This is a genomic window from Liquorilactobacillus sucicola DSM 21376 = JCM 15457 (assembly GCF_000612445.1).
Taxonomy (GTDB): Bacteria; Bacillota; Bacilli; order Lactobacillales; family Lactobacillaceae; genus Liquorilactobacillus; species Liquorilactobacillus sucicola.
This window is the reverse complement of the sequence record NZ_BALC01000001.1, coordinates 55,560-82,110: the sequence shown is the minus strand read 5'-3', so window position 1 is coordinate 82,110 and position 26,551 is coordinate 55,560. Positions and strand designations below refer to the sequence as shown.

General features: G+C 38.4%; 23 protein-coding genes, 3 pseudogenes and 1 other annotated feature. Of the genes and pseudogenes, 4 read left to right on the top strand and 22 right to left on the bottom strand.

Translation table 11 applies throughout. The features are described 5' to 3' along the window. Positions 1–108: 108 nt before the first annotated feature. From rplT to JCM15457_RS00385, 16 genes and pseudogenes are all read right to left on the bottom strand, one after another. Entirely contained in the window at positions 109–468 is a 360-nt protein-coding gene (rplT, locus tag JCM15457_RS00460) for a 50S ribosomal protein L20 (RefSeq protein WP_034986530.1), read from the bottom strand. Between the two features lie 152 nt (positions 469–620). After that, on the bottom strand, positions 621–821 hold the full coding sequence (rpmI, locus tag JCM15457_RS00455) for a 50S ribosomal protein L35 (RefSeq protein WP_034986528.1): 201 nt from the start codon (positions 819–821) through the stop codon (positions 621–623). A gap of 29 nt (positions 822–850) precedes the next feature. Next, positions 851–1,350: pseudogene (gene infC, locus JCM15457_RS00450) on the bottom strand (translation initiation factor IF-3). A 45-nt stretch (positions 1,351–1,395) separates the two neighbouring features. Then, positions 1,396–1,528 (bottom strand) — a sequence feature (ribosomal protein L20 leader region). A gap of 73 nt (positions 1,529–1,601) precedes the next feature. Next, a complete protein-coding gene (gene thrS, locus JCM15457_RS00445; RefSeq protein WP_034986526.1) occupies positions 1,602–3,551 on the bottom strand; it encodes a threonine--tRNA ligase in 1,950 nt (649 codons plus the stop codon). 310 nt (positions 3,552–3,861) lie between these two features. Beyond that, positions 3,862–4,791 carry a primosomal protein DnaI gene (dnaI, locus tag JCM15457_RS00440; protein ID WP_034986524.1) on the bottom strand — a complete coding sequence of 310 codons (930 nt, stop codon included), beginning with the start codon at positions 4,789–4,791 and terminating at the stop codon, positions 3,862–3,864. Positions 4,792–4,818: 27 nt separating this feature from the next. Beyond that, positions 4,819–6,207, bottom strand: a complete 1,389-nt coding sequence (locus tag JCM15457_RS00435; RefSeq protein ID WP_034986522.1) for a replication initiation and membrane attachment family protein — start codon at positions 6,205–6,207, stop codon at positions 4,819–4,821. A gap of 35 nt (positions 6,208–6,242) precedes the next feature. Further along, positions 6,243–6,731, bottom strand: coding sequence for a transcriptional regulator NrdR (gene nrdR, locus JCM15457_RS00430; RefSeq protein WP_034986520.1), 489 nt, complete (start codon positions 6,729–6,731; stop codon positions 6,243–6,245). A 39-nt stretch (positions 6,732–6,770) separates the two neighbouring features. After that, a complete protein-coding gene (coaE, locus tag JCM15457_RS00425; protein ID WP_034986518.1) occupies positions 6,771–7,370 on the bottom strand; it encodes a dephospho-CoA kinase in 600 nt (199 codons plus the stop codon). After that, positions 7,371–8,198, bottom strand: a complete 828-nt coding sequence (mutM, locus tag JCM15457_RS00420; protein ID WP_034986516.1) for a DNA-formamidopyrimidine glycosylase — start codon at positions 8,196–8,198, stop codon at positions 7,371–7,373. Positions 8,199–8,213: 15 nt separating this feature from the next. Then, positions 8,214–10,895: a DNA polymerase I gene (gene polA / locus JCM15457_RS00415; protein ID WP_187325781.1), complete on the bottom strand. Its 2,682-nt coding sequence runs from the start codon at positions 10,893–10,895 to the stop codon at positions 8,214–8,216. Between the two features lie 147 nt (positions 10,896–11,042). Further along, entirely contained in the window at positions 11,043–11,747 is a 705-nt protein-coding gene (locus tag JCM15457_RS00410; protein ID WP_034986511.1) for a Bax inhibitor-1/YccA family protein, read from the bottom strand. After that, positions 11,747–12,229, bottom strand: coding sequence for a MaoC/PaaZ C-terminal domain-containing protein (locus JCM15457_RS00405; protein ID WP_051993204.1), 483 nt, complete (start codon positions 12,227–12,229; stop codon positions 11,747–11,749). The genes JCM15457_RS00410 and JCM15457_RS00405 overlap by 1 nt, the downstream gene beginning before the upstream one ends. Before the next feature lie 189 nt (positions 12,230–12,418). Then, the gene (murC, locus tag JCM15457_RS00400; protein WP_034986509.1) at positions 12,419–13,750 is read right to left on the bottom strand and encodes a UDP-N-acetylmuramate--L-alanine ligase; all 1,332 of its coding nucleotides are present in this window, start codon (positions 13,748–13,750) and stop codon (positions 12,419–12,421) included. 81 nt (positions 13,751–13,831) lie between these two features. Then, complete coding sequence (locus JCM15457_RS00395; RefSeq protein ID WP_034986507.1) at positions 13,832–16,204, bottom strand: DNA translocase FtsK; 2,373 nt, start codon at positions 16,202–16,204, stop codon at positions 13,832–13,834. A gap of 110 nt (positions 16,205–16,314) precedes the next feature. Continuing rightward, positions 16,315–16,934 (bottom strand): annotated as a pseudogene (ytpR, locus tag JCM15457_RS00390) (YtpR family tRNA-binding protein). A gap of 194 nt (positions 16,935–17,128) precedes the next feature. After that, a complete protein-coding gene (locus JCM15457_RS00385) occupies positions 17,129–17,476 on the bottom strand; it encodes a thioredoxin family protein (protein ID WP_268870097.1) in 348 nt (115 codons plus the stop codon). Positions 17,477–17,603: 127 nt separating this feature from the next. Between JCM15457_RS00385 and JCM15457_RS00380 the strand changes: the two genes are divergently transcribed. Then, the gene (locus JCM15457_RS00380) at positions 17,604–17,930 is read left to right on the top strand and encodes a membrane protein (protein ID WP_034986503.1); all 327 of its coding nucleotides are present in this window, start codon (positions 17,604–17,606) and stop codon (positions 17,928–17,930) included. On the opposite strand, the gene trmB is transcribed toward JCM15457_RS00380, so the two are convergent. The 4 genes from trmB to JCM15457_RS00360 all read right to left on the bottom strand — a co-directional run bounded on the left by trmB (position 17,916) and on the right by JCM15457_RS00360 (position 21,549). Further along, a complete protein-coding gene (gene trmB / locus JCM15457_RS00375) occupies positions 17,916–18,578 on the bottom strand; it encodes a tRNA (guanosine(46)-N7)-methyltransferase TrmB (protein ID WP_034986501.1) in 663 nt (220 codons plus the stop codon). The two genes, JCM15457_RS00380 and trmB, sit on opposite strands and share 15 nt — an antisense overlap. A gap of 166 nt (positions 18,579–18,744) precedes the next feature. After that, on the bottom strand, positions 18,745–19,539 hold the full coding sequence (locus JCM15457_RS00370; protein ID WP_034986499.1) for a phosphotransferase family protein: 795 nt from the start codon (positions 19,537–19,539) through the stop codon (positions 18,745–18,747). A 206-nt stretch (positions 19,540–19,745) separates the two neighbouring features. After that, on the bottom strand, positions 19,746–20,819 hold the full coding sequence (locus JCM15457_RS00365; RefSeq protein ID WP_081778144.1) for an ABC transporter permease: 1,074 nt from the start codon (positions 20,817–20,819) through the stop codon (positions 19,746–19,748). Continuing rightward, positions 20,809–21,549: an ABC transporter ATP-binding protein gene (locus tag JCM15457_RS00360; protein WP_034986497.1), complete on the bottom strand. Its 741-nt coding sequence runs from the start codon at positions 21,547–21,549 to the stop codon at positions 20,809–20,811. Before JCM15457_RS00360 ends, JCM15457_RS00365 begins: the two co-directional genes overlap by 11 nt. A gap of 136 nt (positions 21,550–21,685) precedes the next feature. Here JCM15457_RS00360 and JCM15457_RS00355 point away from each other — a divergent pair, with 136 nt between their 5' ends. From JCM15457_RS00355 to JCM15457_RS00345, 3 genes and pseudogenes are all read left to right on the top strand, one after another. Beyond that, positions 21,686–22,114, top strand: a complete 429-nt coding sequence (locus JCM15457_RS00355) for an HIT family protein (RefSeq protein ID WP_034986495.1) — start codon at positions 21,686–21,688, stop codon at positions 22,112–22,114. A gap of 6 nt (positions 22,115–22,120) precedes the next feature. Then, on the top strand, positions 22,121–22,432 hold the full coding sequence (locus JCM15457_RS00350; RefSeq protein WP_034986492.1) for a hypothetical protein: 312 nt from the start codon (positions 22,121–22,123) through the stop codon (positions 22,430–22,432). Positions 22,433–22,600: 168 nt separating this feature from the next. After that, a pseudogene (locus tag JCM15457_RS00345) lies at positions 22,601–23,478 on the top strand (peptidylprolyl isomerase PrsA). A gap of 194 nt (positions 23,479–23,672) precedes the next feature. On the opposite strand, the gene JCM15457_RS00340 reads toward JCM15457_RS00345, so the two are convergent. Together JCM15457_RS00340 and JCM15457_RS00335 are read right to left on the bottom strand one after the other, a co-directional pair. After that, positions 23,673–24,641, bottom strand: a complete 969-nt coding sequence (locus tag JCM15457_RS00340; RefSeq protein ID WP_034986491.1) for a 3'-5' exoribonuclease YhaM family protein — start codon at positions 24,639–24,641, stop codon at positions 23,673–23,675. Between the two features lie 27 nt (positions 24,642–24,668). Then, a complete protein-coding gene (locus JCM15457_RS00335) occupies positions 24,669–26,537 on the bottom strand; it encodes an ATP-binding protein (RefSeq protein WP_034986489.1) in 1,869 nt (622 codons plus the stop codon). Positions 26,538–26,551: the final 14 nt, after the last annotated feature.

Here is a 26,551-nt window from a genome sequence, read left to right as displayed (position 1 = left end):
AGGTTACGCAAAAAATACAATTACAATTATTTTTGCGCTAAAACAACCTAGATATAACAAAAGTCTAGAACAAAATTGTCCTAGACTCTCTCTTCTCGTTTAGGTTACTTACTTAGCTAAAGCTTTCTTTGCTTCTTCAACAATAGAAGTGAAAGCAGCACTGTCATTAATTGCCAAATCTGCTAACATTTTACGATTTACTTCAATTTCTGCAAGTTTCAAACCATGCATCAGCTTGCTGTAGCTAATATCATTGATTCGAGCAGCAGCATTGATTCGAGCAATCCATAATTTGCGGAAATTTGACTTAGTCTTCCGACGATCGCGGAAAGCATATTGATAAGACTTCATAACTTGTTGCTTAGCAACCTTAAACTGGATATGTTTTGATCCTCTGTATCCTTTTGCTAATTTAATTACTTTTTTACGACGTTGGCGTGTAACTGTTCCACCTTTAACACGTGGCATGAAAATTCCTCCTTAAATTGATCTAAGGGTATAAATCAAAGTATTATTCGCGATAAGCGGACTGCCCTTAGAACACATATCTCTCTCAAGATACATCACTGATTGCATATGCAATCCCATTTTATTCTCAAAAAACTCCGTAAAACACTTAATTATTTAACTTGTGAAATCATTTGCTTAATACGCTTCATATCTGAAGCAGACACCATTGATGCCTTGCGCAATTGACGACGTTGCTTCTTTGTTTTCCCATGAAAACGGTGACTTGTAAAGGCGTTCGAGCGCTTTAATCCACCATTTCCTGTTCGTTTGAAACGTTTTACTGATGCGCGATGTGTTTTTTGTTTTGGCATAATACTTTCTTCCTCCTATGTTATAAAGCCTATTTCTCGGCTTTAGGCGCTAACATTAAAAACATGCTACGACCATCCATTTTAGCCCTTGATTCAACCGTTGCAATATCGTTAGTCGCTTTAGAAAAGCGATTCAATACATCATAACCGATTTCCTTATGTGTGATTGCACGACCCTTAAAACGAATAGACACCTTCACCTTATCCCCTTTGGACAGGAACTTACGTGCATTCTTCATCTTAGTGTTAAAATCATTAGTGTCGATCGTTGGGCTTAAACGAACTTCTTTAACATTAATGACTTTTTGCTTTTTCCGCGCCTCGCGCTGCTTCTTCTGCAGTTCAAAGCGATACTTTCCATAATCCATGACTCTGGCAACTGGTGGTTTTGCTTTCGGTGCAACTAAAACTAGATCCAAATTCGACTGTTCAGCTAAGCGTAAAGCTCCTGCTTGGACTTAACACCAAGCTGAGAGCCATCACTAGCAATCAGACGCACTTCACGTGCTCGAATACCTTCGTTTACCATTTTATCAACTGCTATGGTGTTTCACCTCCAAATATAATCAGAGAAAATGCAGAAAAAACGGGAGACTCATTGCTAAGCCCCCCGCTTTCTTCACTTCGTTCAATCCGAAACCTACTATATAAGTGCCCGGGAACTATTTCGTTCGCAAGGCGAGAAGCGGGTGCTTCTGCTTTTTTCTCAACTTAAAATATAATATCATTGTTTGTTCATTTGGTCAAGGATTAATTCTAAATGGATATAAAAGCCGTTAATTATTCGTTGCGACTATAACTTGCAATATCAGCTAGAATTTCACTTACAAATTCACTCGTACTTACTTCTTTGCTATTAGCTTGTCCGTAACGGCGAACTGCCACACCATCTTCAGCTACTTCCTTATCCCCAACAACTAAAATATATGGTATTTTGTTGACCTGAGCTTGTCTAACTTTATAGCCCATTTTTTCATTTCTAGCATCAATGTTAACTCTAACATTACTTGCAACCAACCGATCACGTAATTGTTCACAATACTGCAAATGCAAGTCATTTTTTACAGGAATAATCGTAACTTGTTGCGGTGCTAACCAAGTAGGAAATGCTCCCTTATAAATTTCTGTCAAATATGCCGTAAATCGTTCCATCGTCGAAACAATTCCACGATGAATCATAACTGGACGATGTTCTTCACCGTCAGCCCCAATATAATGCAAATCAAATTTTTCAGGTAGCAAAAAGTCTAATTGGATAGTTGAGAGCGTCTCTTCACCACCAAGAGCTGTTTTAGTCTGAACATCTAACTTAGGACCGTAAAATGCCGCTTCACCTTCTGCTTCATAATAGTCAAGATCAAGGTCGTCCATTGCTGCCTTCAGCATTTTTTGTGATTTTTCCCACATCTCATCATCATCAAAGTATTTATGTGTATTGTTAGGATCACGATAGCTAAGACGGAAGCGATAATCTGTGATGTCAAAGTCCTTGTAAACTGAGACCATAAGTTGAAGAGTCTGTTTAAATTCTTCCTCAATCTGGTCTGGCGTGACAAATGTATGCCCATCATTCAATGTCATTTCGCGTACACGTGATAATCCCGTTAAAGCACCTGATTTTTCATAACGGTGCATCATCCCTAATTCAGCGATTCGAAGTGGAAGATCACGATAAGACCGAATATGGCGATTATAGATCTGAATATGCGACGGGCAATTCATTGGACGTAACTCGAGCATCTCACCATCGCCCATGTCCATTGGTGGAAACATATCTTCACGATAGTGATCCCAATGACCTGACTGCTTGTATAAGTCAAGATTTGCTAATACAGGTGTGTAGACATGCTCATAGCCGCGTGAAACTTCCTTATCAATAATATAACGCTCAATCGTTCTTCTAATTGTCGCCCCTTTTGGCATCCAATATGGTAACCCAGCCCCCACCTTGGGATCAACAAAGAACAAATCAAGGTCATTACCAATAACACGGTGATCACGTTCACGTGCTTCTTGACGGCGCTTTAATTCTGCATCAAGATCTTTTTGCTTAAAGAAAGAGGTGCCGTAGACACGCTGTAGCATAGGATTACTCGAGACACCCTTCCAGTATGCTCCAGCAACTGAAAGTAGTTGGAAAATTTTAACGCCCTTGGTACTTGCCAGCTTTGCACCACGTGAGACATCTACGAAGTTTTCTAAAATATGCACAGCTACGTGTCCGTCATTTTTCTCTGCTATTTCCTTGACCAACTCCATTCGATAAGGGTCACCGTCGACTGCGGCCAAGGCTTCTTTCTCACTAAGGTTCTTATACTCAATTGTCTTGTTTGCTTTCACATACTCTTTCATTTTTTGTGAAATCTTTTCGAATTCAGTTTCCGCAATTTGACCATCAACATTATCCGTATCGAAATAGAAGCCATGTTCTGTTACATTGCCTTCGCCAAAGTGCATCTCAGGATATAATTCAGACAATGCACTCGCTAATAGAATTGCCCCCGTTTGCCATAAAACTTGTAACCCTTCAGAAGAATCCTTAGTAATGATCTTCAATTCCCCATCTTCGACCAATTCTTGCTGGTAATCAATCAGTTGATCATTAAAACTTCCTGCTACAGCCTTTTTAGCCAGGCTCGTGCTAATTGTTTTAGCAATTGCTTCAGTCGTTATCCCCTTTTCAAATTCCTTAACTGCTCCATCTGGAAATGTAACTTTGATTTTTCCCATAATCTTTCCTCCAACTTGTATTAAGATAAAATAAAAACGCCTCTAATGTGCCTTAAACACATTAGGGACGTTCATAACGCGGTTCCACCCAAATTCAAGACTTGCAGTAAAACTGCAGATCTCCTCAAGTGCGTTGCTAACGGACGCTACCCGACCTGACTTTTCACCAGATAAAAAATAGAAGTGGTAAGCTTACCGCTCGAGTGATTTACAGTCAAGATCACCCATCCCTGAATTCATAAACCGTTTATCTTCTACATCAACTACCTAATATTAAACCACTAATAAACTTGTCGTTCAAGTCAAAAAATTAATTTTTAAATTGACGTCGATTACGCCCTATTATTCTGAACTCTTTCGCTAAGAACCGAATGCGCTCCATAATTCTTTTAGCCTTAAGCGGTTCAGCTTCTCCACGGTTATTCGTTGTTAAGTATTGTTTTTCAAGGTTGACCATATCTAGATTGGAACTAAAAAAGGTCGGTAACTCTTCTTGCATTCGATATTGCAGGATAACACCTAAAATGTCATCTCTAATCCAACTTGAAAGCTGATCAGCACCAATATCATCCAGCATCAAGATCGGAGTTCGCTTAACCTCATCCACCATTTTCATTGTCCCGTTATTTCCAATTGAATTTTTCATTTCAACTGCAAAGCTTGGGAAATGCAACAAAGTAGAAGTAAAACCCTCCTCTGCCAAACCATTTGCAATTGCACCTAGAAGATAGGTTTTCCCGACTCCAAAGCTCCCTTGCAAATACATTGCACGATGAAACTTTTTTGGAGCACTGCTATATTCATCTATAAATCGTCCGGCTGCCTGAGCTGCTAGCTCACGCCCTTCTAAATCATAGTCAGCCAATTCTGCATCCCGAATATCTTTAGGCATATTGATTGAGCGAACACGATTGTGAATAGCCTGCTGTTTTTTTTGCAAGAGTAGTGCTTCACTAGGAATATAGGTAACATCTATCAGATGATTATTAAGGGTTAGTTGTGGATCATAGCCTGGTGCATGCGTTTCTTCACCGCGCTTTATTTTATTTTTCACACTAACGAATTCGTAGACTTTACTAGCACTCCTAGCTATGTCCTCTTGTGAAAGTTCTCCTTGGTTTTCTTTAATAAACTCCTTAACTTCCACATCGTTAAACGCATCATTAATCAGTTGACGATAGTCCTTGTTCCAGTTAAGTTTCTTTAAACGTTCTGCTAATTGCTCACCAACATCTTTCATTCCATCATCTCCTTTCAACCTCAAACTCTATTTCTTTTTACGAAACTTGCTCAGCTGTTCCTTGATTTTTTTCCGTTCTGCATCACTTACGTTTGAAACCGTCTTGGGCTTATAACCATCCTGTGCCCAATCCGGCAGTTTTTCTTTTTGAATTATTTTAGAACGATACTTTTTGTTTATATAAGACGAGCCAGTATAACTTCCTTGCTTTTTCTGAGAATTAAATGAACGTACTTGCTGCATTGCATCCTTTGGATTTTTAATTCTTTTTTGTGCCCAGTCTGCGACGACAGACTCAAAAAAAGCACGGTTTAATACAGACATTCCGCGATCAACTATCATATAGTGAATCAAAACATTAACAACCGCGGTATCAAATAAGTTCTTCCCCACGACCCATTCCAGCGTATTCCTCTCTGCAGTTGTGACAAATGTACCCTTTTCAGACTTCAAAACCTGTAAAAATTCTGCAGGGGCATAGGCTTGACATGCATTCAGCAAAGCTTGATCAGATTTGCTGAAGCCACTGTTTTGGCTCGGTTTTAACGCTTTTTCAGTTGTCTCTTCTTGGTTTGCAGTAGTATTTATTTGCGCTTGTTCACGTGTGCTGTACTTCTTATGCAGCAGAGACATGAATAGCTTAAAGTCAACTGCATTGGTTTGTACGTTAACCGCTTTTTCCAAAAGTTTCATTACCTCAAGCTCATCAAGGCCATATACTGTATGAGCCACCATAATTTTTTCTTTCTGTTGCAACACCTGTTCAGCATCAAGAAATGATTTGGCTAGCATCTTCTGCAAAAATGAGATATCAAAACCACTACTGTCCTCATCTAGAATTATTCCCCGATTTTCCTCATCAGAATGTTCAAAAGCTTGAGTGGCGATCGCTGCATTCTGCAGTGCTTGTGTTTGCAGCGAAAAAACATCTAGAAAATGTTTTGTTGTTTCATGTGCTTTGAGATCAGTCAATCTACCTGGCAAGTAAGTCTTTTGCAGTTCATTGAAGTAATTCTCACCAACGGTTTCTAGCAGCAGTGCACGTAACAGATCATCCTTAAAAAAGGCAGAAGGTCTCTGCGGTGCTTGGATAACATAAACATTCAGTTTTCCTAACTCATCTTTTCTTTCGAATGTGCGCAACAATCCTACTGCCTCAAGTTTGTTTCGAGCTTCAAAAAGGGGACGCAATCCTACACCTAATAAATCAAGTAATTTCACATGCATTTGACGAGCGGAAAGCTGCGGTCTCATCTCAATCTGTGTCCGCAGCAGTGAATACAAACCGAACGCCGTTACACCTATCAGCGGTTGATAGAGACGCAACACAACATCCAAATCACTGTCAAAGATTCTTTCATTTGAAACAACTATGAATCCGTCTTTGGGAGATAGATCTTTCCATCCTGTGTCCACGGCAAACACATCCTTTACTTCTTACCATCGTCTACTTATTTCTTGCTATTTTTGCTATTCTTATTTTTCTTATCACGCGCCATTATTTCCTGTAGTTCTTTTAAAAAAACACCCATATCCTTGAATTGACGATAGACACTTGCAAATCGAATATATGCAATCTCATCAACATCAGCCAATAAACCCATTACATATTCGCCGATTAATTGACTAGAAACCTCATTTTCGCCAAGTGATCTCACTTTATTTTCAACTTCATCAACAATTCGGGTAATTGCATCCATTCCAACAGGTCTTTTTTCAGCCGAACGAATTACACCCCGAAGTATTTTCTCCCGATTAAACTCTTCACGTGTACCATTTTTTTTGATAACTAATAACGGTGTGGCTTCAACTCTTTCAAAAGTTGTAAATCTGAATCCACAAGCCTCACATTCGCGCCGACGCCTAATCACGTGCCCGTCATCAGCTGGGCGACTGTCAACAACGCGTGAACCGTTATGATGGCAATGGGGACATCTCATATCCTTCACCTCATTAAAAAGAATTATTTAATTCTTGTGTTATGCAAACTTATTCATTATAAGCCATTTTATCACTTGCGCCAAGGTTTCTTCAACTTGTTTAGAGTTATCAATAACTATATCTGCACGTCTATTTCGTTCTATTTGATCCATTTGTGCCCGAATTCTTCTTTCAGCCTCATGCCTGTTTAATTTATTTCTTTCCATTAGCCGTTCTACCTGTATTGCATGCGGAACAGAAACAGTCATAACACTATCACAATATTGTTCATAATGTCCTTCAAAAAGAAGCGGTATCTCCAGCACAAGGAGCTTGGTTTTTAACTGTCGTGCTTGTTCGATTCCTTCTTCAAATTTTTGTCGAATCAAGGGCCCCATGATTGCATTCAATTTTTGCAATTGCTTTTCATTGTTAAAGACTCGCTGTCCCAGCAACTTTCTATTTAAAGAACCATCTTCTTGAATAATTTCAGCACCAAAAGCTGCTTTTAGTTTTGCTAACCCCGGCGTGCCAGGTTCAATGACCTGACGTGCAATAATATCGCCATCGAGCACGACCGCGCCCTTTTCTTTCAAAAAAGCACTGACCGTTGATTTACCACTTGCAATTCCGCCAGTTAAACCTAATATATATGTCATTCACTTGACCTTCTGACAGGAAGGGCAAAAATGTGTACCTCGCTGCCCGACAACTATTTTTTCGATAGAAGTCCCACAACGTTCACAAGGTTTACCCTTTTTCCCATAAACATGCAGATCAAACTGGAACGACCCTGAATGCTGAAAAGCATCAGTGTATGTTTTGATAGTCGTTCCTCCTGCTTTGATAGCTTTTGCAAGTTCTGCAATAATATTATCATGCAGCAATTTCGCATCATCTTCAGTTAAATTGCAGGCTGGTGTTTCAGGATGAATACGACTGAGCCATAAAACCTCATCTGCATAGATATTTCCTAAACCTGCCACCAAGGTTTGGTCCAAAAGAGTTGTTTTGATAACCTTCTTTTTCTTTCTCAAATTGGCAAAAAAGCTCGTCGCATCAAAAAGAGCGGCGGTTGGCTCCGGCCCCAGTTTTTTTATTCCTGCTACCTCATACCTTTGGACAGTTGGCACTAATTCCATTCGACCAAACTTGCGAACATCATTGTAGCGCAACTGCCGCCCATTATGCAGAAAAAAAACAATATGTGTATGCTTCTCCAACGGGTCGCTACTTTTTTTTACAAAATATTTGCCTTCCATTCTGAGATGGGAAATCATTGAGAGATCTCCACTAAAATTAAAGATCAAATACTTGCCACGCCTATCGAGTGAGAGAATCTCACGTTCTTGCAAAAGTCGACAAAAATCACTAGGATCCCCATTGATTATCTTAGGATACAGCACTTTAACATGTTCAATTTTAGCACCCAAAATCATTTTTTCTAAACCGCGACGAACCGTTTCAACTTCCGGTAATTCTGGCATTTGTTACACTTCCCCTTACTTTGCATCAAACCAAGTTTTTCCATATGAGCTCTCAACTTTTAATGGTATATCGAGTGAAACCGCTGCATCCATAACTTGTGGAACAACCTCTTCTAAAATTGGTATTTCTTTGCTGGGAGCTTCGAAAATAAGTTCATCATGCACCTGCAAGAGCATTCTTGCCTCCAGCTTTTTTTCTTTTAACATTTTTTGCATATTGATCATAGCAACTTTAATAATGTCAGCTGCACTGCCCTGAATGGGTGTGTTCATAGCCGTTCTCTCTGCAAAAGAACGTATATTATAATTGCGGCTACTAATATCTGGTAAATAGCGCCGCCGTTTGAATAGCGTCTCCACATAACCCTTTTCACGAGCACTTATAACGATTTTTTCCATATATTCCTTGACACCCGGGAAAATTTTAAAATACTTCTCAATAAATAACTTCGCTTGCTTGCGCGTAATTCCGATATTTTGAGCTAGACCATAGTCACTGATGCCATAAACAATCCCGAAATTAACAGCTTTAGCCTGGCGGCGCATATTACTTGTAACATCTGCAGGTGAATCGAGTTCAAAAATATTCATTGCTGTATTAGCATGAATATCCTGTCCCTCTGCAAATGCTTTCTGCATATTAGCATCATGAGAAATGTGTGCTAAAACACGTAATTCAATCTGTGAATAATCAGATGAAAAGATCTGCCAACCTGTTTTTTGCGGAATAAATGCTTGACGAATTTTTTTACCCTCTGCCAAGCGTATTGGAATGTTTTGGAGATTAGGATCAACGGATGAGAGCCTGCCTGTTGAAGTCAAGGTCTGTGTATAACGTGTGTGTACTTTGCTGTCTTTTTCAAAAGTTACCTTCAATAAACCTTCAATATAGGTCGACTGTATTTTTGCAATCTGCCGGTACTTCAAAATATTATCGATTATCGGTGCCATTCCACGGAGCTTTTCTAAAACACTGACTGCAGTCGAATAACCTGTTTTTGTTTTTTTTATGACTGGAAGTTTCATTTTCTCAAACAGAATCACACCTAGCTGTTTAGGTGAGTTGAGATTGAATTTTTCACCTGCTTCTTGATAAATTGTTTGCTTGATTTCACTGATTCTTTCTTTAAACTCGCTCCCCATTTCTTCTAGTCTTTGTGTATCAACTGTAATTCCATCTATCTCCATTTCAGCCAAAACAATTGCTAAAGGCCTTTCAATCTTGATGTAAAGTTCTTCTTGCTTATTGGTTTCAAGCTTCTTCATTAAAGGTGTTCTTAGTTTTTTTATTGTCCGCACTTTATTACATAAATGGCTATAATATTCTGCATCATTTTCCGGAATTTTGATTTTTGCGCCCTTGCCATACACTTGCTCATCCTCAAGGACTTCTGTGTAATCATGCTGCTGTGCCAATTTTCCTAAGTCATTACTATTGTCGCTCGTATCAAGCAGATATGAGACTAACAGCAAATCAAATCTTATGTCAGTTAAATGAATGCCCAAGCGATTAAGACCTACGAAGGTCCTTTTACCATCGAATAAATCAACGTCGATGTTTTCATTTTCTAAAAGTTTACGTAAATTGGGGTACTTTAGTAGTTCCGTGTCTCTTGAAGCAAAATACTTAGTCCCAACGTTAAATGCAAATCCAACAAGAGGAGCCGTATGGTAGTTATCTCCCATCATTTCTAAGTAAAATGATACCCCTTCAACAGCTTCGGCATCAAAATTGAACTGATTTACATTATCCTTTGTCAAGGCAGTGAACTTAATATCTTCAATAATTTTTTGCGCAGGATCGTCCTGTGTAGCTGCGCTTATTTTTTCCAAGAAACGCTTGAAATCCATCTCTTGGAAAAACTCAACTAACTTCTGGTGTTCACTACCATTCCAGACAGTATCCGTCAACTCTACTTCAAGAGGAACATCACATCTAATACGCGCTAGGTCCTTACACATAAATGCAATTTCTTTGTCTTCTATCAGATGTTCTTTCATTTTTGATTTTTTTAATTCATCAATGTTTTCATAGATACCTTCAATCGACTTAAATTGTTTTAGCAATTTAATTGCTGTTTTCTCACCGACTTTAGCAACCCCTGGATAATTGTCTGAATTGTCTCCGACCAAGCCCTTCATATCAATAATCTGTGCCGGTGACAGGCCGTATTTTGCTTCAACATGTTTCGGCGTATATCTTTCAACTTCAGTTACACCTTTTTGTGTTACTGCAACAGTTGTTTTTTCAGTAGCTAATTGAGTCAAATCACGATCTCCGGTAACAATTGTCGTTTCGAAATCTTGCTCTTCACCTTGCTTTGCTAATGTTCCAATAATATCATCTGCTTCATAGTTTTGAAGTTCATAATATTTCATGCCATATGCTTCCAACAGTTTTTTTACATAGGGAAATTGTTCAGACAGTTCCGTTGGTGTTTTAGCACGTCCGCCTTTGTAATCAGCATACTTCTCATTGCGGAATGTTTTCCTACCAGCATCAAAAGCTACTAAGACATGAGTTGGGTTGACGCTTTCAATAATATTGTCCAACATCGTCTTGAAGCCATATACTGCATTAGTATGCAAACCGTTATGGTTTACAAATCTTTCCAACGACTGATGTAAAGCAAAGAAAGCCCTAAATGCCACACTATTTCCATCAATCAATAACAATTTTTTATTTTCTTTCACCACTTCAAAACTCCTTTAATCAATTATTTCACTGTCACTAAGTAAGCCAACTTTGAGATGTTCAGAGCCAAGGTTTCTTTCTCTAAAAAATTAAATAAGGCTAGGGCAACATATTAATACGCCCTAGCCTCCTTAGCTGATTTTAGTAAGTTAATTTTTGCTGCCAAACCCAGAAAAAATATTCAACAAGTTGATAAACAAGTTAACAAAATCAAGATATAGCTGCAAGGCCCCCATCAGGGCCAAACTATTAACGTTAACCTGACCAGCTGTCTGATGATAAAGCAGCTTGAATTTCTGTGCATCCCACGCAATTAATGCCGTGAATATAATTACTCCCACAAAAGAAAATACGAACGCAATCATTGGACTTTGAAGGAAAATATTAATGACCGAAACAACGATCAAACCTATAAGAGCTGCCAAAGCCTGCGTTCCAATACGTGATAAATCACGCTTAGTCGTCGTTCCAATGACAGCCAATACCACGAAAACTGCTGCTGCAGAAACAAAAGCCATCGTGACATCCTGCGAAGCATATGCTGTCAGAATTACTCCAAAAAACAGCCCTTCAATTATCGCAAACAGCACTAAACCTGCACCGCTAGCAATCGGTGAGCGGTCAGCCTTAAATGACATTCCAATTGCAATGCCAAACTGAACTGCTATCAGAACCCACATAATGTAACGGTTCTGCTCCATGAAACTCATCGTTTGCTGATAGTAAACATTAGAAATAAGATATGCCACTACCGCAGATATTCCGACAGCTCCAGCCATGAAGCCATACATCCTTGTTAGAAAACTATTCAAACCTTCACGGCTTTGATTTACTACTTGTTGCCCATTATTCATTAAGCATTCACCTCTTCAATATTTATCCCACTGAATGAATCTAATCTTTTTCTAGGAGGCTTTACCATCACAATGGCATCCACCACGCGATCATCTTCATTTTTTGTTCCAGTGACAGAAAGCGTAATAACTTCTTTCATTGTGTCGACTTTAATAACTTCAAAAATAAAAGTTACGTTTTCGTCGTGATACACAGGAAGCATAAAATTGACGGACAAATTAACAACTTCACTCCCAGGCCCCGGTAAAAGTTTTGAGATAGAACTGGTAATAATGCCAGTCAACAAAACTGGTGGCACAACAGGACCCTTGTACCCAATTTCTCTTGCATATTCATTTTGGATATACAAAGGATTATTGTCATTTGTCATTCCTAGATAAAGCAATATATCTCGGTCCGAGAGACTCTCATTAACTGTAAGTGAGTCTCCCTCCGCTATCTCATCAATTGTTTTACCCTTCCTATGCGTATCTTCTGACATAGATCACGCCACCTCCATATAGTCTTATATATATTTTAGCATACCACTTTCATGTGCTCAACGTATATGTGCCAAATAAAGCTGGCCTCTCAAGATAGCAGAAGGGGGTATACCTCTAAAGTCCAAATCACTCTAGAAGCATACCCCATCCGAAACTAAATCAAAAGTTAAATTGACCTAGCTTCCTGTCTAATTGTTTTTATAACTTAAGCTGCTTAGCAGTTTTTCATATGCATACTCATATTTTTGAATGTCACCTGCACCCATAAAGATGACAACAGCATCATGGAAATCCAGTAACGGTGACATATTATCCAATTTAAGGACTTCTCCGCCCTTAGTAATTTTACTTCCCAAATCACTGCTGGAAACATTGCCACCGTGTTCACGGATTGAACTGAAAATATCTGTTAGAAAGACTTGATCAGCCATACTTAAACTTGCCGCAAAGTCGTCCATCAACGCAATTGTACGACTGAATGTATGTGGCTGGAAAACAGCGATAATTTTTTTCTTAGGATATTTTTGCCGTGCAGCATCAAGTGTTGCCTTTATCTCTGAAGGATGATGTGCATAATCATCAATAATCGTCATGTCCGCTACATACTTTTCGGTGAAACGTCTCTTTACGCCCTTAAAGCTTAAAAGTTCATGTTTTATTTCTTCTTGATCAACTTTTTCGAAATATGAAACGGCTATCACTGCCAAACTATTTAAAACATTATGTTCTCCAAATAAGGGAATCTGATAATTACCTAAAAAGTCATCATGCCGATAGACATCAAAAGAAGAACCCTTTGTTGTTCGTTTTATGTTGACAGCCCTGAATTCATCATTGTCTTCAGTGCCGTAATAATGAACTGGAACTTCTGCTTTTATCTTGCGTAAATGCTTGTCTTCGCCCCAAGCAAAAATTCCCTTTTTAGTCTGTGAAGCCAGTGTCGAAAATGCATCACAAACATCTTCAATTCCAGTAAAATAATCTGGATGGTCAAAATCAATATTTGTCATAATCACGTAATCTGGATGATAAGCAACGAAATGACGTCGATATTCATCAGCTTCAAACACAAAGAAACGAGCATTAGGGACTCCCTTACCCGAACCATCTCCTACAAGGTAATTTGTAGGTGAAACACCACCCAAAACATGCGCCAGTAAACCAGTTGTACTCGTCTTTCCATGTGCACCAGCAATTCCAATACTTGTGGTTTGTTCTATTAGTTTCTCCACAAGATCCGGGTAGCGAATTACTTTCAACCCCATCGCGCGAGCTTGTTTGATTTCTTCTTGATTGTCATCAAAAGCATTTCCAGCTACAACTGTCATACCTTCATGAATATTATCTTTGTTAAAAGGTAGAATTTTAATACCCGCCAGCTCTAATCCGCGCTGAGTAAATGTATACTTTTCAATGTCGGAACCCGTAACTTTTAATCCTTGGTCGTGCAGGAGCAAGGCCAGTGAACTCATTCCTGTACCCTTGATCCCAACAAAATAGTAAGTGGTGTCCATTGTCATTATCCTCTTTTCTTCATTGCAATCACTGCATAGTTTACCACAAAATATGTAGTATTTGTTTTAAAACTCAGAATATCTTATTCAATCCCTTAACTTATCTAGTCCTGTTTGGGTTAGAAAAACATCGCGCGGTTTTGAACCTCTAGCAGGTGAAATATACCTTTTATGCTCAAGTTCATCAATAATGTTAGCTGCCCGATTATACCCGATTGAAAAAACTCTTTGTAATTTAGACGTTGAGATGTTCTCTTCACTCACGATATAGTCTAGCACACGTGGAAAGAGTTCATCCTCCTGATCACTTCGTTCAACTTCCTGTTTAAGCCCATCGGGATCAAACGCATATTGGGGTTTTCCTTGAGTGCGAACAAAATCAGTAATCTGATCAATTTCGTTTTCAACAAAAGTCCCTTGGAGACGTCTGGGTTGGCTTGCTCCATTACCAAGATACAGCATATCGCCACGTCCCAGCAAACGCTCCGCACCAGAACAGTCCAAGATAGTTCTGGAATCAACTTGACTTGAAACCATAAATGCAACACGCGTAGGGATGTTGTTTTTTATCGTTCCTGTTATCACATCAACACTTGGGCGCTGAGTCGCTATAATTAAATGTATTCCCGCCGCTCGAGCTTTTTGTGTAATACGTGCGATATAATCTTGCACCTCAGACGAGGCGGCCATCATGAGGTCAGCTAATTCGTCAATTATAATTACAATATATGGCATTTTCAAACCAAAATCGCCATGTTTTTCGGCTTTTGCATTAAAAGCTTCTATATTACGTGCCCCACCAGCCGCTAAACGCTGATAGCGTTCTTCCATTTCCTCTACTGCCCATTTTAATGCGGCAGCAGCGGCAGCTGGATCAGAAATAACAGGCGATAGTAGATGTGGAATCTCATGATAAGGAGCTAGTTCAACCGCCTTGGGATCAATCAACAGCAACTTTACTTGTGCTGGGGTCGCTTTATACAGTAATGAAACCAAAATACTGTTGATAAAAACTGACTTTCCTGAACCAGTGGCTCCAGCAATTAGTCCGTGCGGCATTTTTCTCAAATCTGTAACTTGAGCGCACCCAAACAAATCGACTCCTAGAGCAACCGTCAGCGGCGATTCTTTTTGGGTAAATGCAGTTGATGTTAAAACTTCTGATAACATGACAGGACGTGAATGCAAGTTAGGAATCTCAACACCAACGCTGCTCTTTCCAGGAATAGGCGCTTCAATCCGAATATCCTTTGCTGCTAAAGCTAACTTTAAATCATCACTCAAATTAGTAATTTTGTTAACTTTGACGCCACGACCTAAAACTACTTCAAACTGTGTCACTGCTGGACCGATCGTCCAATCCTTCACATTAGCTTTTACATTAAAAGATTTAAAAGTTTCGTTCAAAACATCGATTTGGGTTAGTACCCACTCATCCATAGACTCATCTTCATTTTTTACTGGAGCTGGCAGAAGCGAGATAGGAGGGGTATGATACTCACCGTTCATGGTTGTTTCATCAAGTATATTTTGCCCCACATGACCATTTATTTTATTCTTTTTCTCTGCCTCTAGTTTGACGGCCGTTTGGTCTTGCAGAAAACTGTCTGTTTCGGATACGTCCGTTGTTTTATGTGGGTGCACTCGTGGTCGTGCTTCACGGACCTTGTTATTTTCCGAATCTGCCGTTACTTGTTCAAATTTTGTTTCAATTACACTGTTTTTACTCTCTTCTCCAGCTGGAACTAAGTCCTTTGAAATTTGTTTTTTAACCGTGTTAACTACAGGGACTTGCAACTCAGTGCTGTGATCAGCCGCTATTGCCTTTGTCGTCTGTTGTTCGCACATCGTAATGCCTGTTTGATTGCTATTTTTTTTGCTTAGCCTATCATCAATTGGACTGTCTTGGACCTCACTCTTATTCGTGAACGAAGTAGTATGTTCTTCTTGGAAAGAAGCATTTTCTTTTTGAAATATATCATTCTGATCGTCATTATCTGTATTATCTGTATTCAAACTTGGAACTCGTATTGATTGGTTAAATTCGCTATTCTTCCCAGTCCCTTTATGCTCTTCTCGCTGCTCCACAATTGGTTCAATTCCTGTTTCAGTATTTTCATCTGCAAGAATTATTACCTTGCTGTCACTTTCTTCCTCACCACCTAAAAGAAAATATGTTTCTTTTTTCTTTTTCAACTGTCCAAAAAGATGTTCGTACCTTGCCTCTTCACTCGTAAATCTATGCACTGTTGTAATTGAAGGGGGAACATATGTCGGGCGAAATAAGCGTCCGCTACTTCGCCCATCCTTTTTCAGCTTTACATCAAATATCTTTGTACCTTCACTTTTTACATTTTTATAACTTTTCGTGCGTGCACGCATAAGGTTATTAGTATTTTTTTCATTTTTTTCTCTGGCTTTTTGCATACGATAAAAAGCCGGACCATCGTAATGTTGCATCGTTTCTCATCCTAACACTAAAAATTGGGCTAGCTTCAATGTATAATCCATCTCTACTAGCCCATTCTATCATAGAAAACTCAATCTATCTTTTAAGTTATCAAAACGTACTAATTCTTTAAAATAAATTCGGCACCTACAGCATACTTTTCAGGCTCAAGCACTAGAATTCCTCTTTTTTCTGGTGCATTCGGTAAGGCAAGTTCCCTTGCAGAACAAATCATACCTTCGCTTTGAACACCACGTAATTTGCCAGGCCAGATAATTTGACCATCTGGCATCATCGCGCCAACTTTTGCCACAACAACCATCTGCCCCTGAGCAATGTTTGGTGCACCACAAACAATCTGCAAAGTTTCCCCATTATCGACTTTTGTTTTGGTAATGTGCAAATGATCTGAGTCTGGATGGTCACTTAATTCTTGTACAAAACCAACAACAAATTTTGGAGTATCATCAGCGACCAATTTATCTTCGAAACCTGTGTTAACCAATGCTCTATTAAGGCTGCAAGCTGTTTGTCTTCTAATTTCACTTGACCACTCACATTCATCGCCCCAATAATACTAGAAACATTAAAAAAATTATATCCCAAAACAACACCGCTATCTGCATCCTTGATACAAACAATGTTACCTTTTTTTTCTATTTTCTGTTGTGCCGCATCTTCGTGCACAACTGCGACCAATACATCTCCCCAACTTTGAGGATTGTAACTAGCAATCAACATTTACACATTATTCTCCTTCTTCTCGCAGTGCAATCTTACTGAAACCACAGTTAGACTCAACTGTCAGCCTCAAAAAAAGATATTCGCTAAATAAACTTTTGTTGACACAGATGGTAAATGATTTATTTTGAACTCTATTCACATGAATTAACTATTCCCGATTACACTGGTTTATACGCAAAAAGCATTGCTGTTTAAGCTATTTGATCTAAAAAATGTTCCACTTCAGCCTTGGTTTTTCGATCTTTGTTAACAAAACGAGCGATCTCTTTTCCATCACGATAAACAACGAAACTAGGGATACCCATTATTCCCAATTCTTGACATAAATCGATATTCTCATCCCGATCGACCTGGATGAAAGTATAGTCCTTATATTTTTCCTCAATCTGGGGCATTGCTGGTTTGATAAATCGGCAATCTGGACACCAGTCAGCCGTAAAGAAAAGTATGTACAGTCCTTTGTCCAGCTGGTTTTCCAACGCCGCAGCATCTATTTTTTCTAAAATTTTCATAATATCCTCCCATTGAGCAAGCTTTATACTGTTGATTATAACTTGTTTTGCAATTAAAAAAAATTATTTGTTTATGGTAACAGTCTAAAACGTTTTTTTTCGCAATTGATGGTGCTATACTTTGATTATTAAATTAATTTTCAGGAGAAAAAATATGACAGCTTTCAAATCAAATAATTTACCACTATTTTTAGGAATTTTGTTAGGTTTTGCCACTGGCATATACACTAATGAGTTAGCTAGAAGAAAAAATGCTGCGTCACCTCAAAAAATTCTCAAAAAAGTTAAGAAAATCTTCCGAGAAGAAACGCCTATCCAAGGCGCTTGGATCAGTACTTCCACTAAGCCATTCCAAAAATTTGCTTTCAAAACTGAAGTTTACAGTGGTGGTTTGTCACGTCTAGAGGACCACCAGCTTATCCAATATAAGTTTTTGGCTGATGCTAAAACCGGTGGCGTCCTCGATCTACAACGTCTGTGATTCGTTGCCCTTGAAATGAGCCTCAAGTTTGTATATCACTTGGCCCCTTTTACTGAACTTTTCCTCATATTCAGTCATGATGTTGTCCTCTGTTTCCTCACTCTGGTGAAGATCCAACAAAACGTTGTCGAAAGTCATGCCAAAATTATTCATACTTTTCACGGAATACTCAAACAAACCACGATTGTCTGTTTTGAATTCCAGACGGCCTTCTTCTCGCAATATAGTTTGGTACTGTTTTAAAAATGATGGGTACGTTAATCTTCTCTTGGCTTGTCTCTTTTTTGGCCAAGGATCTGAAAAATTCAGGTAAATTCCTGTTACTTCGCCAGTCTCAAAATATTCACTGACCCCACTGCCATTGGCACAGACTAATTGCAAATTTTTCAATTTCAATTCGAGCTGTTTTTTCAAAACAACCGCTGCCACAGAGGTCTGCAATTCGATACCGATAAAATTACGTGCAGGGTACTTTTGGGCCATCTCAATAATGAACTGCCCTTTCCCCATTCCGATTTCGATGTAGAGTGGGGCCTTTTTGTTGAAGCGATCTTGCCACACGCCTCGATACTTTTTAGGATCGGTTGCAATGAACTCTGGATTAGCTTCGATTAAGGGCTTTGCCCATGGCTTATTGCGTAAACGCATACTTTTCCTCCCATAAAACTACAATAATTATTTGAAAATAAAAAAGCCGGAACAAAAGCTCAATTTGTTTCAGCTTACTATAACATTAAAACTGTAATTCTAGTCAGAAATAAATCCTCATAGTCTTCATCAAAGACACTGTCTTTAACAACTCAACCCTACGATGTTAGATAAATTTCTGCTCTTTTGATATGTCAGCAAGCTTTAAGATGTCTTGGTTCATTTCGATGAAATGACCACGCTCGCACTGATGTTTGATCGACAATAATAAGTTCAACATGCAATACCACATCATCCGCTGTTGAAATGTACTCGTTAACTTCTTCTCAAAATTAACTGTCAACCATGTTTTCCAATCCTTACGTGGGACATACTGACACATTAACATACTCAGATCCATGACTGGGTCAGCCAGTGTTGCTGACTCCCAGTCAACCAAATACAGTCGATTCGAATCTGATAATAACCAATTTTTGTGATTCAGATCACCATGACAAACACGATAATCTCGATGATCAAACTTTGGTTGGCAAGACCTCAACCTATTAGCGACATCCTTCAACAAAGGATGCTGTCTCAAAGAGCTGCTTAATCCCCGAAAATAATTTGCTAACAAATCTTCTGGGAAAACATAGCAACCCCCTACCTGAAGCAACATCTTCTTGAGTACTTTTGAGCTGTGCACTCGTGACAACAGAGCCACAACTCGCTCACCCTTCATCTCTTCACGAGTTAAGCTGCGTCCGTTAAGCCACTCTTGTGCTGTCAAAGTATCTCCAGTTGAAATATGCCTTGTCCATACCAAGCGTGGGGTTATCTCTTCTAACGAGAGAGCTGCCAAAAAAGGGGATGTATTACGCTTTATAAAAAGCTTCTCCTGCTCCTTTGTCCCTACATACGCCATTCCGGTATTACCGCCAATCGGACGAATCTGCCAACCGTCATCCAGTCTGAAATCCATATTGGCCAATCTCCTCTACACGATACCTAACTAGTAATAGTCTACAAATTTCATTACTGTGTGTCAAGCACTTTTAGCTGCGTACTTTGTCAAAAAATTGCCCGTTAAAAAAACAATCATTATGATTGCAACAGCTGAAATCTCCATAGTTTCAATCATAGAATGCCCTGCAAAAGCACTTGCGCCAACTAGAAGAACACCTGTCGCTAATAATAAAACTCGCAGTACCCACCTAAAATTGGCGAGACGTTCAGCCTTTTTAGGGGATAGATATGTGTGAACACAATATCATCATGATCATTGTAAAGTGGCAACAGCTGAAAACCTATTAAGTACAAAAAAAGAGCTAGCAAAACCATCGTCAAAATTAAGTTTGGAACAAATATTAAAACTACAACGCCTAGTAACGTAAGTCGCAAATATAAGCTACTGTATTCACCTTTTCTGACTAACGCACGCCAATAGAGAAACTTAAAAACATCTTTTGGCGTTTTCATTTTTGGTAAGTATGCATCAAATAATCTGAAGCGATGAACCTTGCCTTTGACCTGTGGCACATCCGTAAAAAGATTGATGAATCTGTAAAGAGTCATCATTCGCTGATTCTCAATCTGCAACATACGTTTCCAGCGTAATACATTTTTAACTGTAGCTCTTTGAGCTAAAGTAAAAAGCGTAAACAATGCAAACAAGGTAAGCAACAACGCCCAGATCACTCCGCCATAAAGAGCCACTATCAATATCAATATCGGACCAGCAATTTCACATAATACCTTTATCCACCATTTATCAAAATTGACAGCGTAACTGATAATAAGGAAACGTTCGAGATAGACCGCTTTTAAGAGAAGCTGCACTAGCCAGAGCAAAAGCATCTCTATACCAGTTAGATGAAGGCCCTTTTGCAAAAAAGGAACTGCTAGCAGGAAGCAAACAGATTGGAACAAAGCTGCAATTAAATAAGAATGTTTGAATGCTTGTTTCAAAAGAATGATCATTTTGCTTTCTAAGGGCAGAAGGAATATCGTATCAGGTTCATCTAGAAGTGATATAAAGCTCCCAAATTGCAGCACAATCACTAACACAACGATCATTAATGGTTTGCTCCACCATTCGGAGGTACTCGGCAGTGATCTTAAAAAATTAGAATAACCTAACCCTAATCCGCCTACAAAAAAAAGCAGCGCAAGTACAAAATGATCATTCAACACGAATCTTGAATAATGAAGGAGCAACTTTTGATACTTTTTCAAACGTTTCGTCCACAATTTATTCATCATCTGTCACTTCCTGTGTCAAACCAAGATATATATCTGTCAAACTTGCTTGCTGATCCTGATACGAGTTTCTCAGCTCTTCAAATGTTCCTTGTGTTCTTATCTTTCCCTGATGAAGAAGCACAAAATAATTGCAATATTCCTGTGCCGTACTTAAAACATGTGTCGACATCAAGATAGCCGCTCCCCTTTTTCTTTCCTTTTCAATCAGATTCAATAAATCTCTAGTCGCTAATGGATCCAAACCTAAAAAAGGTTCATCGATCACATAAAAATCTGCCTCAGTTAAAAAAGCACATACAATCATCACTTTTTGTTTCATACCCTTTGAAAAGTTGGCGGGAAACCATTCAAGCTTATTAGAGAGCCTAAACGTCTTGAGAAGTTTTCGAGCGCGTGCCCAAGCTTTTTCTTTATTCATACCATATGCCATTATTGTTAACTCTATGTGTTCCTTTAATGTCAATTCTTGATACAACACTGGTATTTCTGGGATGTATGCCATTTTACTTTTATACTTTTCTGGGCTCGCCAATAAAGTAACTCCATCAATCGTAATACTCCCCTTTTGCGGTGTCAGCAAACCAATAACATGATTGATTGTCGTTGACTTCCCTGCACCATTCAAACCAATAAGCCCAACTACCTGACCAGCGCGAACTTCAAATGAGATATTTTTTAAAACAGGTACTTGCGAGTATCCTCCAACCAAGCCATTAATTTTTAATGTCATTACAATTGTATTCCTTTCAAGTTTTTTCTTAGTGGTATTATAGCATATATTTTATGAAGTCTAGTTCAAAAGAAACCCATGTAGACCGCTATTTAGTGTATACTTATTGTGAATAACTTTGAAAGAAGGCAATAGTATGGAAAACTGTATTTTTTGTAAAATTATCGCTGGCGAAATTCCAAGCACAACTATATATGAAGATGAATCTGTTAAAGCCTTTCTAGATATCTCACAAACAACACCAGGTCATACATTAGTCGTTCCTAAAAAACATGTTGCTGATATCTTTGAATATGATACAAACCTTGCGGCTACTGTTTTTCAACGAATTCCCAAAATTGCACGAGCAATAAAAAACAGCAACACTTCCATCAAGGGAATGAATATTGTAAACAATAATGGGGCTATCGCATATCAATCAGTTTTTCATTCCCATTTCCATCTTATTCCACGTTATTCGGAAAAAGATGACTTTAAAATGAATTTTACAGACAACTCTGACAAGTACAAGCAAGAAAAACTAAACCACATCGCAGCACAAATAAAAAAACAATTTAAGGAGTGATCCTACTTGAAGACAATTACAAAACTAACACTGATCAGCGCTGTTGCCGGCACATCGTTTGCGGTGTATTGTTCACGTCGTCAATTAAGACTCCGCGGTGAGAAGGCCAAGAAGCAGTATACTGACCTAAAAAATAATCTACATGCAATGATCGAAAAAACCGGTCAAGTTTCTAACAATTTTAAGAATCTTGCACATGACATTGATAAGTATTCACCTGTTTTCGAGGAAGTGATGGATGAAATCAACGAATTCCAATTTCTCATAAAACCCCATCTTGATAAACTAGACAAAGAACAGTCAAAATATCAAAGCTGACTGCACAGTTTTCAGAAAGACTGGTTGAAAACTGAAATTTTGGTAAACTTTTTCATTTTGACCAATCTTTTATTGTGATTGTGTTATAGTTATTATCGTTATCGTTAGTTTGTATGCTTTTTTACCTGAGTGTACAAAGAAAAATATGAATGGGATGTGTTTTCTATAATGAAAAAATGGGTTCTTGGTGTAGCAGGAGTTCTTATGACATTAAGTCTTGCAGCATGCTCAAAAACAGTTGCAACAACTTCCGGTGGTAAGATAACCGAAAGTGAGTATTATGATAGCATGAAAAAGACTTCGTCCGGTAAGCAGATTCTGCAGCAGATGATCTTGGACAAAGTGCTTGAGAAACAGTATGGTGATAAGGTTTCTGATAAGAAAGTTACACAGCAGTATAACACTTATAAAAATCAGTACGGCTCATCATTCAGTTCTGTCTTATCACAGAATGGAATGACAAAATCCAGCTTAAAAAAGCAAATTCGCTCAAGTCTTCTACTTCGTGAAGCTGTAAAGGCAAACACGAAGATTACCAACAAAGAACTTGAAAAACAATGGAAATCATATGAGCCCAAGACAACGGTCGCTCATATTCTTGTAGCAAAGAAATCGACCGCACAAGACGTTATAAAGAAACTGCAAAGCGGGGAAGATTTCAGCAAACTTGCTAAAGAATATTCAACTGATACGGCTTCAAAAAGTAAGGGTGGCAAGCTTACTGCTTTCGATAATACCGACACTTCTTTAGATTCAACTTTTAAAAAGGCCGCTTTCGCTCTGAAACAAGGCGAGTACACAAAGGAACCTGTCAAAACAAGTTATGGTTATCATGTTATCAAGCTGTTAAAAAACCGGCCAAAGGCAAGATGTCTGACCACACAGCAACTTTGAAGACACAGATTATCGACAACAAGATGAATGATTCTTCTTCTCTCCAGAGCATAGTTTCGAAGGTTTTGAAGAAGGGGAATGTTTCGATCAAAGATAAAGACCTGAAAGACGTACTTTCCAACTATCTTTCAACCTCAAGCTCCGCCAACTAAGAATACTCTTGTTTGGTTCCAGTTAATTAGCTTTAAGCAACAGGTCGAGTATAATAAGTAATTTAAAACAATGAGCTAAGTCAAAACAGTGTTTTGACTTAGCTCATTGTTTTTTTCTAAACTATAACTTTTCAGCTGTCCTGTCACTTGATAACAAGCTAAATAATCATGCTGCACGAACAACTATCTTTTGGTTATTCATCTGACTGTATATTTCCTTCTGGCCGATAAAAATTGCGCCCATCCATTCCAAAAATACGTTCAGAAAACTGTCCGGGTTCTGTATGGGCCAAAGTACCTCTTAACATCTGAATAGAGGCATCCAGCTCATCAATTTGATGCAAGACCTCTGCTTCAAGTAAATGTGGCCGCACTGGGGATCCATATTCCAATAAACCATGATGGGCGAGGATCATGTGCCGCAATAAGATCATGTCCTCACTATCAAGATCAATCTTTAGCTGCTGACAAGCTTTGACAATTTCCTCATCGATTATAATAATGTGCCCAATGAGATTGCCTTCAAGTGTATATCTAGTTGCAATCGGTCCTGATAACTCTATTGTCTTCCCTAAATCATGGAGAATAGTTCCTGCATATAGTAAAGGAGCATTGATTATGTCGGAATACTGCCTTGCAATCGAATGAGCCAAACGCAACATTGACAGTGTGTGATAAGCTAATCCGCCATCAAAGGCATGATGATTTTTTTTAGCAGCCGGAAAACTGAAAAAAGCATCGTGATGCTCGTGCAGCAAAAATCTTACGACTCTGTTCCAATTTGGGTTAGTGATTTCAAAAAGCGCTTGATTGATTTCCTTTTCCATGTCATCCTTTGAAAGTGGAGCTTTTTTAACAAAAAGTTCTGGATTTGCAGGCTCATCAGTCGCCGCTTGCCGCATATGATAAATTTTTATTTGCGGATTATTTTGGTATACTTCCCTCTTACCCTTCAAAAAAACAATTTTGCCGGGCTCAAAGTTCGCGATATCTTCCTCAGATGCGTCCCAAAATTTGGCACTTATTTCACCCGAGCTGTCTGAAAAATTAAAAGCGATAAATTTTTTCCCGTTTTTCGCTATTCTTACATCCGCAGATTTGATCAAAACGAATAACTCTACATTTTCATCAACCGCATAGTCATAGATCTTCTTTTGCTTCATTTTCGTTCCTGCCTCTCCATTCTCAAACTAACCGATCGTTAAAATTTCTTCCTCACTAACTTTATCACAGAATGGTTCAATGTCGACTGCAAAACACAAAACTTGTGTTTCTTTACTGATTTCTTTTAACAAAGAGATCATATTCTCTTTTCGCTGCTTATCGAAATTCACAAAGGCATCATCCACCATAAGCGGTAGTCGATATCTTTTATTTGCCTTAACAATGAACGCAAAACGCAAAGCTATATATAGTTGTTCTGTTGTTGCTCGTGAAAGCTCACCAACCTCATAATTGATTTTTTCATTTGAAACAAGTTTTAAACTTCCCTTAACAAGTAATATTTGCTTAAAGTGCTGATTTGTTAAACGTGAAAAATACTTTTCTGCCAGCTGAATCACTTCTGGTAAAGTATTTTGTGAGGACAGTTCTAAAATACGCTTAAGCCACTGTTTTATTGCATTAAAAGCAACCCAGTTTTCTGCTTGGTCAACAATCTCAGTTTGAAGATTTGTTAAATCCTGCTCCATCATCTGAAGTTTGTCATATTGTCCCAATTGTTCAAGGCGAACCCTTTTCTCCGTTATGAAAGTAATAAGTTCACTTAATCTTCTTTTTTCATTTTCTAGTTCTTTTGCTGCTGCTTCACTTTTTTGCTCAATTTCGCTCAAGTCTTGGTTAGTTTTTAGAACATCGATTATTTGTAAGTCCAACTGTTGCTTCAGACTTTCAAGCTTGATATCATCTGCAGCCTCATCATTTTGAGCTGCATACTTCGCTTCAAAATCAGTAATACTCTCTGTTCCATAGATTTTAAGTTTTTGCGCCATCTCATCAGTAAGCGGTGTTATTTTATCAAGTCTTTTCTTCTTCTCATTTTCATAGTAGTTAATTAAGTGTAAATGTTCCTGCTGTTCCCGTATTGCAGGTGCAATCTTTCTTCTGTATGCCTGCAGTTGTTCAACTCTCTGTACAATGTTCATTGATAAGAGAAGTTTTTCTTCGCAAAAAATCGTTTCTTTTTTTACTTGAGTCAACTGTTCTTCGACATCAAGTAATTCTGTATGACATGTACTAATCTTGTCTGTCAGTTCAAACCATTGTTGAAGATCCGCTCGACTAGCACTTAAAACTTCATACGACATTTTACAATTAGCATCTGCTAATACTTCTTTTATCTCATCTATATTTGTTTTAGTACTAGAAAGAGGCTCTTTGTTGGCCGCAGGCTTATTAAAAAATTCTACAAACAACCATGAAACTACAATCAACAAACCAACCAAAGATAATCCTCTAGCCCAGAAAAATGGGACCGTAAAAAAAACAACTAATAATAACAGCCCTACACTGCCCCCAAGTAACAGGGGATATGCTTTACTCTCTTTTACGATCTTGTTTCTTCGGCTACGTTGGCCTGAACGCGATTCATTTTTGACCATTCTACTTTCGTCAACATTATTTTGTTCCAAGAGAAATAACAGATGTTTACCGTCTATCTGTGAGAAAGACCGCAACATATCATCTTGCCAGTTGTTTCTTTGGATAAGTCGTTTGCGCTCTTGTTGTAAATCCCTGAGCTGACTTGTTAGCTGGTCTAATCGCTGAACTGTCCCAGTTTTATTGTCAAGTAACTGAAAAACATTCTTGAATTCATCTTCATGTAAATTATAATAATCCAAGTTTGCAGACTCTATCTTTTGTTTTTCTTGAATTAATGATTCAATCTTATCTTCAGCAAGTTGCAGCATTTTTTTCTCACTGGTAAGTGTTAAAACTAGTTCTCTAAGCTCTTGGTACCCCGCTTTATCTATTTCTGCTTCGTTAGTCTTATTAGTCTTTTTAGCTTTGAGCTCCTGATACTGAATGTATATTGGCCATAGACTTTGTGCTTTTCGCAATTTTACTAATTTAT

Coding starts and splice junctions, on each gene's coding strand:
- murC (WP_034986509.1), bottom strand. CDS start 13,750: ATGACAATGGACACCACTTACTATTTTGTTGGGATCAAGGGTACAGGA.
- JCM15457_RS00365 (WP_081778144.1), bottom strand. CDS start 20,819: ATGATGAATAAATTGTGGACGAAACGTTTGAAAAAGTATCAAAAGTTG.
- JCM15457_RS00370 (WP_034986499.1), bottom strand. CDS start 19,539: ATGGATTTCAGACTGGATGACGGTTGGCAGATTCGTCCGATTGGCGGT.
- JCM15457_RS00355 (WP_034986495.1), top strand. CDS start 21,686: ATGGAAAACTGTATTTTTTGTAAAATTATCGCTGGCGAAATTCCAAGC.
- JCM15457_RS00395 (WP_034986507.1), bottom strand. CDS start 16,204: ATGCAACATTACGATGGTCCGGCTTTTTATCGTATGCAAAAAGCCAGA.
- nrdR (WP_034986520.1), bottom strand. CDS start 6,731: ATGAGATGTCCCCATTGCCATCATAACGGTTCACGCGTTGTTGACAGT.
- JCM15457_RS00360 (WP_034986497.1), bottom strand. CDS start 21,549: ATGACATTAAAAATTAATGGCTTGGTTGGAGGATACTCGCAAGTACCT.
- JCM15457_RS00410 (WP_034986511.1), bottom strand. CDS start 11,747: ATGAATAATGGGCAACAAGTAGTAAATCAAAGCCGTGAAGGTTTGAAT.
- JCM15457_RS00340 (WP_034986491.1), bottom strand. CDS start 24,641: ATGAAGCAAAAGAAGATCTATGACTATGCGGTTGATGAAAATGTAGAG.
- dnaI (WP_034986524.1), bottom strand. CDS start 4,791: ATGAAAGATGTTGGTGAGCAATTAGCAGAACGTTTAAAGAAACTTAAC.
- rplT (WP_034986530.1), bottom strand. CDS start 468: ATGCCACGTGTTAAAGGTGGAACAGTTACACGCCAACGTCGTAAAAAA.
- trmB (WP_034986501.1), bottom strand. CDS start 18,578: ATGCGTTTACGCAATAAGCCATGGGCAAAGCCCTTAATCGAAGCTAAT.
- JCM15457_RS00405 (WP_051993204.1), bottom strand. CDS start 12,229: ATGTCAGAAGATACGCATAGGAAGGGTAAAACAATTGATGAGATAGCG.
- mutM (WP_034986516.1), bottom strand. CDS start 8,198: ATGCCAGAATTACCGGAAGTTGAAACGGTTCGTCGCGGTTTAGAAAAA.
- rpmI (WP_034986528.1), bottom strand. CDS start 821: ATGCCAAAACAAAAAACACATCGCGCATCAGTAAAACGTTTCAAACGA.
- coaE (WP_034986518.1), bottom strand. CDS start 7,370: ATGACATATATATTAGGTTTAACTGGCGGAATTGCAAGTGGTAAATCA.
- JCM15457_RS00380 (WP_034986503.1), top strand. CDS start 17,604: ATGACAGCTTTCAAATCAAATAATTTACCACTATTTTTAGGAATTTTG.
- thrS (WP_034986526.1), bottom strand. CDS start 3,551: ATGGGAAAAATCAAAGTTACATTTCCAGATGGAGCAGTTAAGGAATTT.